Consider the following 14,452-nt stretch of genomic DNA (forward strand, 5'->3'; position numbering starts at 1 on the left):
TATGTATACGTTACCCAAAATTGAGCGTTTTAATCAAGATGTTCTCTCAAAATATCACATTTACAATAGTGTTTTTATAACATTACCCTTTGATTCTATTGATAATACAGGGGTTTTACTTCCTTTATTTACAGAAACTTGTGAAACAGGATTTAAAAAACAGGAAACACCAAAGGAAATTTTTGATTTCTTTTCCAATAAATATTTAAACAATGCTTCCGAGAGTGAAAAAATCGATTTAATGTTTCGGTTTATTCAGTACATAGAGCGTCAGATTGTACTTTTTGATGCAATCGAAGATGCTGCTTTCCCTGAGGTTAATAACATGGAAGGACGTGGCTCGCTGCGTGATATAAAGGAAAGATCAGATGCTAAGGAGAAGGACGATGAACTGATTGAATTTCTTGAAAATTTTAATGTCAGAACCGTATTAACAGCGCATCCGACACAATTTTACCCCGGACCTGTTTTGGGAATTATAAATGATTTAACAGAAGCGATCCGATTGAATGATTTGCTGAAAATCAAACAGCTTTTAGCACAGCTTGGAAAAACACCTTTCATACAAAATGAAAAGCCAAATCCTTATGATGAAGCAGTTAGCCTTATCTGGTATCTGGAGAATGTTTTCTATGCGACTTCAGGTGAAATTGTTCACTATCTTCAAAAAAATATCCTTAACGGAAATGCAATTCAAAACCAATTAATTAAGCTCGGATTCTGGCCGGGAGGTGACCGTGACGGAAATCCCTTTGTAACAACAGAGATTACTTTAAAAGTAGCAGACCGCTTGCGAACTTCGATTTTAAAGTGTTATTATGTGGAAATGAGAAATCTAAAAAGAAAGTTAACATTCTCAGGGGTAGATACTTTGGTTGCTGAACTTGAACATAAACTTTATCGTTCTGTTTTTTATTCCAAAGGTGAAATTTACATTACTTTAGACGAATTACTGACTCAGCTGAACAAAATCAGAAGCATAATTATTGAAAAACATCAGTCGTTGTATCTAGATGAACTGGAAGCTTTTTTAGTGAAAATTAATTTATTCGGATTCCATTTTGCTACACTGGACATTCGTCAGAACAGTAAAATTCATAATGTCGTTTTTAAAGATGTTGTGGATCATTATCTAAATTCAGGTTCTACAATATTCCCGAATAATTATTTCGAATTATCCGAAGAAGAGAAATTAGTTGTTTTATCTAAAGTTAAAGGAGAATTAAATCCGGCTGAATTTGAGGATGAAATTACAAGATCTACATTGGAATCCGTACAAGCGATAAAAACGATTCAGAAAGCCAATGGAGAATTTGGTGCCAATCGTTATATTATTAGTAATAACGAAAGTGCGCTCAATGTCATGGAAACCTTTGCTATGATTCGGCTGAATAACTGGGAGAATCCTACCGTTGATATTATTCCGCTTTTTGAATCTGTTGATGATTTACAGAAAGCACATGAAATAATGGAGCAATTGTATACCAATCCGGAGTATTCGAAACATTTAAAAGCGCGTGATAACAAGCAAACTATTATGCTTGGTTTCTCTGACGGAACGAAAGATGGCGGTTATTTAATGGCTAATTGGAGTATCTATCAGGCAAAAATTGCTTTAACGGAAATTTCAAGAAAATATGGTGTGAAAGCAATTTTCTTTGACGGACGTGGCGGACCTCCTGCGCGTGGTGGAGGAAAAACACATAAGTTTTATGCATCTTTAGGTCCGAAAATTGAAAATAACGAAATTCAGATTACAGTACAGGGGCAAACCATCAGTTCTAATTTTGGAACATTGGATTCCTGTCGTTATAATATTGAAAACTTATTAAGTGCCGGTGTTACCAACCAGGTATTCAGTAAAGAAAAGAACGAATTAAGTCCGGAGGAAACCGCAATTTTAACACAATTGGCCGGTTTAGGATATGATAAATACTTGAGTTTCAAAAATCATCCTAAATTTATCCCGTATTTAGAGAAAATGAGTACGCTGAAATATTATTCCAAAACGAATATTGGAAGCCGCCCTTCTAAAAGAAGTAAATCGGAACAATTAGATTTTGCCGATTTAAGAGCGATCCCGTTTGTAGGTTCATGGAGTCAGTTAAAACAAAATGTACCCGGATTTTTTGGAGTAGGAACTGCTTTGAAGTATTTTGAAGACACCAATCAGTGGGATAAAGTTTATGATCTATATCACGACTCCTTATTTTTCAGAACGCTTCTTGAAAACAGTATGATGTCTTTGGCAAAATCATTTTTCCCATTGACGGCTTATATGAGAAAAGATCCTGAGTTTGGTGAATTCTGGCAGATTATCTATGACGAATTTGTAGAAACAAAACGTCTTTTGCTTAAAATTGCCGACCACAAAACACTGATGGAAAATTACCCTGATGGTATAGCATCCATTCAGATAAGAGAGCGTATCGTTATGCCATTGTTGACGATACAGCAATATGCGTTGTTGCGAATTAATGAATTGAACAAAGAAAATGGCGGTAATGATGAGCTGATCAAAGTGTATGAGAAGATCGTGACCAGATCTCTTTTCGGAAACACAAATGCAAGTAGAAATTCAGCTTAAAAGGCAGTTTTAGGATATTTAAAATTTAAAAAATACAGAAAATGAATTCAGCCCAATTAGTAGAAAATGAATATTCAGGAGGATTTGCAACTTATGTTAGGGAAGCCGGAGATGTAAATCTGATTGAAGAATTAGAAATTTCCTTACACGCTTTTATCAAATTTGTTCAAAATATTCCAATGGATAAATTCGATTATCGCTATGCAGAAGGTAAATGGACCATCAAAGATATTATTCAGCATATTATTGATACGGAACGTATTTTTGCTTATCGGGCATTGCGTTTTTCAAGATTCGACAAAACACCATTACATAGTTTTGAGGAAAATGATTATGCCGCCAATACCAATGCAGGCGGAAGAAGTATTCAGGATTTATTAACGGAATTATCTGCTGTAAGGCACTCCAATTTATTATTTTACAAAAGCTTATCTGAAGAACAGCTTAAAGCCATTGGAACAGCTTCCAATAATCAGATTTCTGTTCGTGCTTTGGGTTTTGTAATTATAGGCCATCAAAAACATCATCAGAAAGTTTTTGAAGAACGTTATTTGTAGGCTTTCTTTTTTCTGATAATGAAAAAATCCCGTGGATTCAATTCACGGGATTTTTTATGTTTAATTTTTTCATAATCTTGTCATTTCGAGCGAAGGGAGAAATCACACAAGAAACTCCATGGCTACTGTCACCAATCTTTGTCGGGCTACTTGTGTGATTTCTCCCTTCGGTCGAAATGACACAAAAAAAGTATTATTTTTTTATTTACTTATTCCGCTCCACAACCGCAAGTCCAAACCTAATCTTATCATACGGCATTTTTTGTTCAAAATAATCATAATAAGGTTTGAGGGCTGTTGGATATTCTAATGCTACTTGTGCTTTATGTAGTAACTTAACTTCGTCTTCAGAAACAAATTGACTTAAATCTATATCATTTCCATCAACGTATAACTTAGCTAAATGCGAAATGATAGTCGTTTGCCCTAAATTTCGTTTTCGGGCAATTTCTTCTACCGAAGCGCCATTTTGAAACAATTCCAAAGTTGTTTTATAGGTGTTGCTCTCTTTTTTAGGCTTGGCATTCGCTTTTTTTACCTTTTCGTAATAAATAATGGCATCTATAAATTCTGAGCCGTATTTTTCAAGTTTTGCTTTTCCGACACCATCGATCGCAAGGAATTCCTCATCGGTCATTGGTTTTAAAGTTTCCATTTGTCTTAAAGCCGCATCACTAAAAATAACATAAGCAGGAACTTCTTCATCTTTGGCAATTTCATAGCGCAATTTTCGCAGTATTTCAAAAAGCGAATTTTTAACGGTTTTAGCTTTTGTTTCTTTAATTTCGTTTTTATCAATTACTTTTTTAACAACGGTATTCAGTTTTACTTTTTCACCTTCAAACAAAACTTTTTTAGCAAAGGGAGTAAGCAGGATTTTATTATGCTGGTGAAAAGCAATTTCACAATATCCAAGATTGATTAATTGAATTAAGTATTGATTCCAGTCGTACCATGAAATATCAGCGCCAATTCCGTACGTTTTTAGCGTTTGATAATTTTTTTCGTAGATATACGCGTTTTTTGAGCCTCTTAAAAAATCTACAATTACCGCCAAAGGTTCAGATTCTTGTAAACGGCTAATAGCAGACAATGCTTTTTGCGCGAGAATCGTACCATCAAAAAATGTTGGAGGATTTTTGCAAATATCGCAGTTACCGCAGTTTTCTTTCACCAATTCACCAAAGTAGGAGAGCAGAATTTTTCGCCTGCAGCTTAAAGCATCAGCATATTGCTTCATTCTTTCCAGTTTCGCCAGCTGCACATCAGCGTTCAATCCTTCGGAAGCAAATTTCTGCAGCTGAATGACATCGGCATAACTTTCAAATAAAATCGTTTCTGCAGGTAATCCGTCACGGCCAGCACGGCCAATTTCCTGGTAGTACCCTTCGATATTTTTGGGTAAATTATAATGAATGACCCAGCGAACATTCGATTTATCAATTCCCATTCCGAAAGCAATTGTGGCGCAAACTACCTGGCAATCATCATTTATGAATTCGTCCTGTGTTTTGGCACGTACTTTATTATCCAATCCGGCGTGATAGGCTTTTGCTGCAATTCCGTTCTTTTTCAGTTTATCAGCCAGCTCTTCAGTTGTTTTCCTGCTCAGGCAATAGATAATCCCGCATTCATTTGGCTTGCTCTCTACAAAATCAATGATTTGTTTGACACGATCTAAAGCCGGACGGACTTCCAGACTTAGATTTTTCCTGTCGAAAGAAGCTACAAAGGTTTTCGGGTTTTTTAAGTTTAACTGTTTGGTAATATCGGTGCGGGTGGCTTTATCAGCTGTGGCCGTAAGCGCCAGAACCGGAGTAGAAGGGAAGCGGCTTTTTAAATATCCCAGATTGGTATAAGCAGGGCGGAAGTCATGTCCCCAGGAGGAAATACAATGCGCTTCATCTATGGCGATCAGGCTAATGGTCAATTCACTAAACACGACATCCAGATACGATAAACTTTCGGGTGCAATGTAAACCAATTTAAAGGTATTGGATTTTAAATTGTCTATAAAATACTGCTGTTCTTCAGCGGATTGGCTGCTATTGATATAACAAGCCTGAATTCCATTCGTCTTTAAGCTGTCAACCTGATCTTTCATCAAAGCAATCAGCGGTGAAATTACAATTGTAATTCCGGGCAAAACTAATGCCGGTAACTGAAAACAGATTGATTTCCCGCCTCCGGTTGGCATAATAGCCAGGGCATCCTGACCTGAGAGGATAGTATTTATAATGATTTCCTGATTGGGTCTGAATTTTTCAAATCCAAAGTTTTCCTTTAGTTTGGCATGTAGTATTTCTGAATTCATTGGGCTGATATTACTTTAAGTAAGATACAAATATAGTATTTTTCTTATAATTGAGTTAATTTATTTCGACTCATAAAAAAAGGAACCCGATTAAGAGTTCCTTTAGTTTATTTAGAAAGTGATAAATTAATCTTCATCATCGTCTTCGTCATCATCGTCAGCAATATCATCTTTGTCTTTATCGTCGTCATCATCGTCATCGCCATCAACATCCGGTTTGTCCAGAGTATCGTCATCATCATCGTCATCAATATCATCATCAAGATCAAGACCTTTTACCGGCTCGATTACATCAACATCTACGTCAATATCATCATCTTCATCGTAATTTTCAATTCTATCAGCAAGTTTAGTACTAATTTTTACTAAATAAATAGTGTCTTCAGTACGAACTTCAACAGCTTCGATCAATTCGTTTTTAGCATTTCTAAAACGGATAACATCCGAATCATCATAACCATCAGGAAATTTTTCCACCAAAAGGTTTAAAATTTCGTTGGTAAGTTTAGCGTAGTCTACTATAACTCTTTTCATAAAATTATCCTATAAATCTAATAAATATGCAAAAATTAACGGAGCAACAATTGTAGCATCCGACTCAATAATAAATTTAGGGGTTTTGATGTCTAATTTACCCCAGGTGATTTTCTCGTTCGGAACTGCTCCGGAATAGGATCCGTAACTAGTTGTTGAATCTGAAATCTGGCAGAAATAACTCCAAAACGGAATATCATGCATTTCCATATCCTGATATAACATTGGTACTACGCAAATAGGGAAATCTCCTGCAATACCACCACCGATTTGGAAAAATCCAATTCCTTTGCTGCTATTCTTAGGATACCAATCAGCTAGGAATGTCATATATTCAATTCCAGATTTCATGGTAGACGCTTTCAGTTCGCCTTTAATTACGTATGAAGCAAAAATATTACCCATAGTACTATCTTCCCAACCCGGAACAATAATAGGTAAATTTTTCTCAGCTGCCGCATACATCCAGCTATCTTTTAAATCTATTTCATAATATTCTTCCAAAACGCCTGATAACAACATTTTATACATGAATTCATGCGGGAAATAACGTTCTCCTTTGTCATCAGCATCTTTCCAGATTTTATAAATGTGTTTTTGTAAACGACGAAATGCTTCATGCTCAGGAATACAAGTGTCAGTAACACGATTTAATCCTCTTTCAAGCAAAGCCCATTCATCTTCAGGAGTTAAATCACGATAGTTTGGCACTCTTTCGTAGTGAGAGTGTGCTACTAAGTTCATAATGTCTTCTTCCAGATTGGCTCCTGTACAGGAAATAATCTGAACTTTATCCTGTCTGATTATTTCGGCAAAAATTTTACCAATTTCTGCTGTACTCATAGCGCCAGCCATACTTACCATCATTTTAGCTCCATTTGCCAATTGCTGTTCGTATGCTTTTGCCGCATCAACCAAAGAAGCAGAATTAAAGTGTAAATAATGTTTTTCAATAAACTGACTGATTGGTCCTTTCATTTTTTTTGTTTTTTTGTTTTTTTTTGAATTAAAAGTTTAACCTTTTGGATGACACTGCAAATTAATAATTTTCCCGATATTAACTTTTATTTAGCAGGTTTATTTTTATACTTTTTTAGTATAGCCTAAAATCTTTAATACATCATCAGAAGTTTGCTGTTCTGAGAAAACTTCAGTAGCTAAAATTCCGTTTTCGTCACGATCTATTAAAATATGTTTAGGCTGTGGAATCAGACAGTGGTGTAAGCCTCCGTATCCTCCGATAGTTTCCTGATATGCACCAGTATTAAAGAAACCAATATACAAGGGTTTCTCTTTGTTATATTTAGGCAAATAAATCGCGTTCATATTTTGTTCTGAATTGTAGTAATCATCACTATCACAAGTCAATCCACCCAATAAAACCCGCTCATAGGTATCATTCCAACGGTTTACCGCCAGCATAATAAAACGTTTGTTTATTGCCCATGTATCCGGCAAAGTAGTAATGAAAGAAGAATCAATCATGTTCCATTTCTCTCTGTCATTTTGTTGTTTCTGATACAAAATCTGATAGATAGCACCGCCGCTTTCACCTACTGTAAAAGATCCAAATTCCGTAAAGATATTCGGAACATCAACTTCGGCTTCATCACACGCAATTTTAATCTGATTGATAATTTCATCAATCATGTATTGGTAGTCATATTCGAAAGCCAGTGAGTTTTTAATCGGGAAACCACCTCCAATGTTCAAACCATCAAGGGTAGGGCATTCCTTTTTAAGCGCAATATACACTTTGATACATTTTACCAATTCATTCCAGTAATAGGCCGTATCGTTTATTCCGGTATTGATGAAAAAGTGAAGCATTTTCAGCTCTAGTTTATCATTTTCCTGAATTTGTTTTTTATAAAAGGCAACTATATTTTTGTATCCAATACCTAATCTTGACGTATAAAACTCAAATTTAGGTTCTTCTTCAGCGGCAATACGGATTCCTATTTTGAATTTTCCTTTAATTTCTGCCTGTAGCAAATCAAGTTCTTCATAATTATCAATAATCGGAATTGTATTTTTATGTCCGTTATTGATTAATCTCGCAATGTTACTAATGTATTCGTCTCTTTTAAAACCGTTGCAAATCACATAAGTACTTTTGTTGATTTTACCGTTTTCCAATAAATTCTCTACGATATTAATGTCAAATGCAGATGAAGTTTCAACATGAATGTTGTTCTTGAATGCTTCATTCATTATATATTCAAAATGAGAACTTTTTGTACAATAACAATAGTAATACTTTCCTTCGTACTTGTTTTTTTCCATCGATTTTCTGAACCAGGCTTTTGCCTTATTGATATTTTCAGAAATTTGAGGTAAGTATGTGAATTTTAATGGTGTACCGTATTGTTCCACTAATTTCATCAAATCGATATTGTGAAATTGTAAGTTGTCTTTATTTAATTTAAATTCCTCTTGTGGGAAGTAGTACGTTTGATTAATTAGATCAGAATATTTTGTATTCATTTATTTTTGAATATTTAAGATTGTAGTATTTATTTAGAAAACGGTGCTAAATCTTAAATTCAAACTCTGATATTGGCAAATACAATTTGCAGTTTTTCGTGTTCTGCTTTAGAATATAAAAAAACATCACAATAAAACGGACTTTTGCTATTATAAAAACGGTTCAGCATCCTTAGCAAGGAACTATTGAGCCTGTTTCTGTAAGAACTGAAATGTCTTTGTTTGTTGTTTGTTTTCATCGTGGCAAATGTAAAAAATAAAATACACCTAAAGCAATGCTTTTGATTAAAAAAAGTTTAAGATTTATAATCCTCAAACGCATCCAGAATCAATTTATTTTCAACGGATTGATTAATTTTGATTTTACCGATTCCTTCAATCAGGGCAAATTGAATTAAACCGTACTCGTTTTTTTTGTCGTGAATAAGCAATTCGAGGATCGGTTCAATATCATTTTCTTCGACCTGAACATCATCATATATATTTTTGATTGCTGCTTTTATTTCAGCATATTCGGCTGCAGTAATTAAGTTTTTATGCAATGAAATATAACTTTCCAGAATCATTCCGATGGCAATTGCCTCGCCGTGCAGTAAAGTCTTTTTGGTTTCGCTTTCTAAAAAGTAACTTTCGATCGCATGCCCTAAGGTATGACCGAAATTCAGCGCTTTACGGATGTTTTTTTCGGTTGGATCCTGAATAACAATTTCATTTTTAATTTCAACAGAGCGATAAATCAATTCATCAAAATCGGCATAATCAATTGATTTTAGGTCTAAAAACTGTCTCCAGTATGCGGCATCATAAATAAGGCCGTGTTTCAGCATTTCCGCCAGTCCTGAACGCATTTCGCTTTGCGATAGAGTCTCCAGATAATCCGTATCAATCAATACCATTTGCGGTACGTTAATAACACCAATCTGGTTTTTCAGATTTCCCAAATCTACTCCGGTTTTTCCTCCAACGGAAGCATCAACCATAGATAATAAGGTAGTCGGAATATTGATAAAGTCAACGCCGCGTTTGAAAGTAGAAGCAACAAATCCGCCTAGATCGGTCACAACACCGCCGCCCAGGTTAATTACAAGCGATTTTCTGTCGGCACCCAGTTCTGTCAGGACATTCCAGATTTCGACACAGGTTTCGATATTTTTATTGATTTCGCCCGATTCAAATTCGATTATTTCTATCGTTAAATCAGTTTCAAGTAAGGGCAAAAATTTAGGTAAGCAATGCTCATTTGTTTCATTATCAACTATAATAAACAAATTAGAGTATTTATTTTCTTTTAAATGTGTATTTAAAGCTTCGTATGCATTTTGGTTAAAATGCACCAGATAATTATTGGCCTGAATAGATTGCATATTTTTTTGGTTAATTGAAACCGCAAAATAAGGCTTTTTTAACTAGATAATATTGAAACTCTGTCTATATTTGCACAAAAAAATAACCTAAATGGAAAAAATATTCGACAATACTCAGGTTGCATTTTCGTTAAAAAGCGATACGGAACTTGACAGAGCTTATTTTCTTTTTAAAATGATCGACAGCGAACCCTTGGTGAGGATAGGAACTGCTGTTACCAATTTTGCTATTAAAGCACATTTGCCAGTAGAAGGATTAATCCGTGCAACTGTTTTTGATCACTTTTGCGGTGGTATAAACGAAGACGATTGTATTACCGTAGTAGACAAAATGTTTACCAAAGGCGTTTCATCTGTTTTAGATTATTCAGTTGAAGGAAAAGAAGAAGAAGAGCAGTTTGATGCTGCTTTGGAAATGACATTAAAAACGATAGAATTTGCTAAAGAACGTTTAGCGATTCCGTTTGCAGTTTTTAAACCAACCGGTTTAGGTCGTTTTGAGCTGTATGAAAAGTTAGGCGAAAAACAAACATTATCTCCGGCAGAACAGGCAGAATGGGATAGAGTAGTAGCCCGTTTTGACAAGGTTTGCAGCGAAGCGCACACCAAAGATGTTTCTTTATTGATTGATGGTGAAGAAAGCTGGATGCAGGATGCTGCTGACGATTTGGTTACCGATATGATGCGCAAATACAATAAAGAGAAAGCGATTGTTTTTAATACGTTACAAATGTACCGTTGGGATCGTTTGGATTATTTGAAAAAACTGCATGACGTTGCCAAAAAAGAAGGTTTCTTTATTGGAATGAAACTGGTTCGTGGCGCTTACATGGAAAAAGAAAACAAAAGAGCCGAAGAAAAGAACTATGTTTCTCCAATTTGTGTTTCTAAAGAAGCAACAGATGAAAACTATGATCATGCGGTACGTTATATGCTGGATCATTTAGATACCATGTCAATTTTTGCCGGAACTCATAACGAATTGAGTTCTTATAAATTGATGGAAATGATGCAGGAAAAAGGAATTGCCAAAAACGATAACAGAATCTGGTTCGGTCAATTATACGGAATGAGCGATAATATCAGCTACAACTTAGCCGAAAACGGTTATAACGACGCTAAATATTTACCTTTCGGCCCTGTAAAAGATGTTATGCCGTACCTGATCCGTCGTGCCGAGGAAAATACATCTGTGGCAGGTCAGACCAGCCGTGAATTATCGATGATTAAAGCAGAACGCAAAAGAAGAAAAGGAAAATAAAATATATTTACCAGACCCGACAGGTTTTAAAAACCTGTCGGGTTTAAAATTCCAAAAATAAAAAAAAATCCAAATTCCAATTGTTATGATTGGAATTTGGATTTTTTTTATTGGGATTTAGATTCGTTTATTGGAATTTTAGAACGAAACCTGACATTGCAAAACTACTGTTCCCAGACGGTCACTTTGGGTATATTTTCCAACTAATGATTTGTCGTAGACAGCTCTGTTTTGGTAATTCAAACTAAATTTTGGTCCAAAAGTTCCGGTTGTGTAATAGTTTGCTCCAATTTCATACATCGTCATTGGAGTGTCTAAAGCTTCCAAAGCTGCAATTTGGGTTGCTACATAAGGCTGAAAGCGTCCTTTTTTTGTTTCACTGGAAGATTTAGCAAATAAATACCCCAATTGGGCGTAATAGATATTTCCGGTTCCCACACCAATAAAACCAGCGCCTGAACCGTTTATAAGCGTATTATCGCCAACAGCAGGATTTGGCGTAGAAACAGACTGAATGTAGTTTTTACCGTAATCATTGTTGTTGTAAGAAGCATAGGCCGTGATTGCATCTCCTTTATCGCTAATCGGACTATCGTAGAACACATCAAATCCTAAAACTTTCATATCGTTATAAGCTACTGTAGCATCCGGTTTTAAATGCCACATCGCTTTTGCCTGCGTCATATAACCCAGTGCCAGGTTGAAAACCTTTTTGGTTCCCAGGTAAGTTCCTCTGTGATACGGATCTTCGATAGCTTCTTTGTCTAAAAAGGAATAGGTAAGAATCCCCGAATATTGGGCACGTGGGGTTTCTGTGCTCAAAGTGGAATTTACACCCAGATTGTTTACGTTATTTCTATACGGATTTGTTATGGCTGCCCTGTAATTAAATTTCCCTAAATATCCTGTGGCATAAATACTTAAATTTCTGTTTCCAAAAGTAGAGGAGGTATTGATAAACTGCTGATACATTGGGGTGTCTAATGTAAGTTGTGTCGCAGAGCTGTTGGCAGAGTATCTCGTTGTTCCTGCTCCCCAGGCTGTTAAACCTCCGCCAATATGAAGTTTATCGCTAAAATGATATTCTCCAATTGCATCCATAATAGAAAGAGGTGCATTGGAAGGGCCTGAATTTTGCTGGAAATTGATATTATTCTGACCTAGCTGAAGGTGAAAGAAAACATTCTCTGTCAGCATACCCATCGCTTGTAAACGCAAACGTCTGATGACGATGTCGTACGTTTCATCAACTTCGTTTGTTCCGACTTTACTTCCCGGATTGAGTTCAGAATATCTTCCCCAAACCTGAAGGTTCATTCCAAATTTGATGTATTGGGAACCATCCGGTTTTAGATTGATTACGTTAAAAGGTTTCTCCTGTCCGATGGCACAAAAAATGTTCAGCATTACCAGCGTTACGACTAAAATGCTTTTCTGCATAGATTTTTTCATTAAAAAAGGCGTTTAAATTATTTGAAGTTTGTCTTAGTTATGAGTTGCTAAACTGAAGATTGCTAAGGTTTTTGTAAATTCCGTTTTCAAGGTTTATTAATTCCTGATGTGTACCTTCCTCCGTTATTTTTCCGTTGTCTAAAACTAAAATTTTATCTGCATTTCTAATAGTCGAAAGGCGGTGCGCAATAATAATGCTTGTTCTTCCTTCCATTAAAACTTCTAACGCTTCCTGAACTAATTTTTCGCTTTCACTGTCTAAAGACGAAGTGGCTTCATCTAAAATCAAAATACTTGGGTTTTTAAGCAAGGCTCTTGCAATGGCAATACGCTGACGCTGTCCGCCGGATAATTTTACGCCGCGTTCTCCAACCAAAGTTTCGAATTTCTCAGGGAAACCTTCTACAAAGTTAAATGCATTGGCTTGTTTGGCAGCCTTGATAATTTCTTCATCTGTTGCATCCGGTTTTCCGTAAGCGATGTTTTCTTTGATCGTTCCTCCGAATAAAATAACATCCTGCGGAACGATACTCATATTGCCACGAAGATTTTCTAAATCATAATCGTAGATATCTTTTCCATCAACGGTTATTTCTCCGGAAGTAATATCGTAAAAACGTAAAAGTAATGAAGAAATAGTCGATTTTCCGGCACCACTCGGACCAACAATCGCAATTTTCTGACCGAATTCAGCTGTGAAATTTACATCTTTCAGTACCTCGACTTCTTTTCTGGAAGGATAGCTGAAGGCCACATTTTTGAAGGAAACATTTCCTTTTATTTTTTCGACAGGAGTAGTTCGTGGTTTTGCGTTGATTTCTTCCGGAGTTTCTTCCAATAATTCAAAAACACGTTCTGTTGCCCCAACTGCTTTTTGAATTTGCGCATACATTTCGGCTATTCCCCCAAAAGAGGCACCGATAAATGTGGTATAAAGTACAAACGAAATTAAATCACCCACACCTTCCACTTCACCTTTAATCGTTAAAGTAATACCGTACCAAACTACAGCAACTACACAGCCGAAAAGGCAAAGAATAATAAAGGAAGCAAAGTAACCTCTGTACTGACCGCCTTTAATAGCGATTTTGACAATTTCTTTTATTTTGTTTTTGTAACGCTGAATTTCGTACCATTCATTGGCAAAAGCTTTCACATTACTGATTCCTTGCAGGGTTTCTTCCACAATAACCTGGCTTTCGGCCACTTTATCCTGTGTTTTTTTTCCGTATTTACGAATAAACCTTCCAAAAATTACCGCTGCGATGGCTACAATAGGAACAATGGCCAGCATCATTAAAGTTAGCTTCGGACTGATGCTTCCCAGAATAACAAAACCACCAATAATTAAGATTAACTGACGTAAAAACTCAGCAATTGTAGTCGTAAAAGTATCCTGTAATTGTGAAATATCGGCGCTGATTCGGCTATTTAGTTCTCCGACACGCTTCTGAGCATAAAAAGACATTGGTAGTTTTACCAGATTTTCATACAAGGCAAAACGAATATTTGACAATGAGTTCTCTGTAAAATTCACAAAAAGTGAAATTCTGAAAAAAGAAAAAATAGCCTGCAATGTCAGGATTCCCATAAGTGCAATAGCAATTTCATTGGCCCTGCTCAGGTCTTTTTGGGTAACACAATCGACCAGCATACCCATTAATTTAGGAAAGGCGAGGGCAGTAGCACTGGTCAATAAAAGAAAAACCAATCCCAGGAAAAACTTCCATTTGTGATTTTTACCGTATTTAAAAATTTGAAGTGCTTTTTGAAGTGAATTAGAGTCTAATTTAGCTTTTGGTAAATCGTTTTCCTGATATCTTGGCATTTGAATATAGTATTAAGGTATGCAAATGTATGATTATAGCCCCTGAATACAAAAGATAATTCTAAATT

Annotated in this window: 10 protein-coding genes; 3 read left to right on the forward strand and 7 right to left on the reverse strand. The window is 35.8% G+C overall.

Annotated elements, in window-relative coordinates:
• Position 1 precedes the first annotated feature (1 nt).
• The gene (locus HAV12_RS11865; RefSeq protein WP_171569849.1) at positions 2-2,587 is read left to right on the forward strand and encodes a phosphoenolpyruvate carboxylase; all 2,586 of its coding nucleotides are present in this window, start codon (positions 2-4) and stop codon (positions 2,585-2,587) included.
• A gap of 41 nt (positions 2,588-2,628) precedes the next feature.
• Positions 2,629-3,144, forward strand: coding sequence for a DinB family protein (locus HAV12_RS11870; protein WP_171569850.1), 516 nt, complete (start codon positions 2,629-2,631; stop codon positions 3,142-3,144).
• Between the two features lie 205 nt (positions 3,145-3,349).
• Here the strand turns inward: HAV12_RS11870 and recQ are convergent, their stop codons facing one another.
• From recQ to aroB, 5 genes are all read right to left on the reverse strand, one after another.
• Positions 3,350-5,458 carry a DNA helicase RecQ gene (gene recQ / locus HAV12_RS11875; protein ID WP_171569851.1) on the reverse strand — a complete coding sequence of 703 codons (2,109 nt, stop codon included), beginning with the start codon at positions 5,456-5,458 and terminating at the stop codon, positions 3,350-3,352.
• Positions 5,459-5,584: 126 nt separating this feature from the next.
• Complete coding sequence (locus HAV12_RS11880; RefSeq protein ID WP_132036715.1) at positions 5,585-5,992, reverse strand: DNA primase; 408 nt, start codon at positions 5,990-5,992, stop codon at positions 5,585-5,587.
• A 9-nt stretch (positions 5,993-6,001) separates the two neighbouring features.
• A complete protein-coding gene (locus HAV12_RS11885) occupies positions 6,002-6,970 on the reverse strand; it encodes a deoxyhypusine synthase family protein (RefSeq protein ID WP_132036716.1) in 969 nt (322 codons plus the stop codon).
• A 105-nt stretch (positions 6,971-7,075) separates the two neighbouring features.
• Positions 7,076-8,479 carry an arginine decarboxylase gene (locus HAV12_RS11890; RefSeq protein ID WP_132036717.1) on the reverse strand — a complete coding sequence of 468 codons (1,404 nt, stop codon included), beginning with the start codon at positions 8,477-8,479 and terminating at the stop codon, positions 7,076-7,078.
• A gap of 296 nt (positions 8,480-8,775) precedes the next feature.
• On the reverse strand, positions 8,776-9,843 hold the full coding sequence (gene aroB, locus HAV12_RS11895; protein ID WP_171569852.1) for a 3-dehydroquinate synthase: 1,068 nt from the start codon (positions 9,841-9,843) through the stop codon (positions 8,776-8,778).
• 91 nt (positions 9,844-9,934) lie between these two features.
• Here aroB and HAV12_RS11900 point away from each other — a divergent pair, with 91 nt between their 5' ends.
• The gene (locus tag HAV12_RS11900; protein WP_171569853.1) at positions 9,935-11,104 is read left to right on the forward strand and encodes a proline dehydrogenase family protein; all 1,170 of its coding nucleotides are present in this window, start codon (positions 9,935-9,937) and stop codon (positions 11,102-11,104) included.
• Positions 11,105-11,242: 138 nt separating this feature from the next.
• Here the strand turns inward: HAV12_RS11900 and HAV12_RS11905 are convergent, their stop codons facing one another.
• On the reverse strand, positions 11,243-12,556 hold the full coding sequence (locus HAV12_RS11905) for a hypothetical protein (RefSeq protein ID WP_171569854.1): 1,314 nt from the start codon (positions 12,554-12,556) through the stop codon (positions 11,243-11,245).
• Positions 12,557-12,593: 37 nt separating this feature from the next.
• On the reverse strand, positions 12,594-14,384 hold the full coding sequence (locus HAV12_RS11910; RefSeq protein ID WP_171569855.1) for an ABC transporter ATP-binding protein: 1,791 nt from the start codon (positions 14,382-14,384) through the stop codon (positions 12,594-12,596).
• Positions 14,385-14,452 lie beyond the last annotated feature (68 nt).

The sequence above is a fragment of the Flavobacterium sp. CLA17 genome (assembly GCF_013112255.2).
Classification (GTDB): Bacteria; Bacteroidota; Bacteroidia; order Flavobacteriales; family Flavobacteriaceae; genus Flavobacterium; species Flavobacterium circumlabens.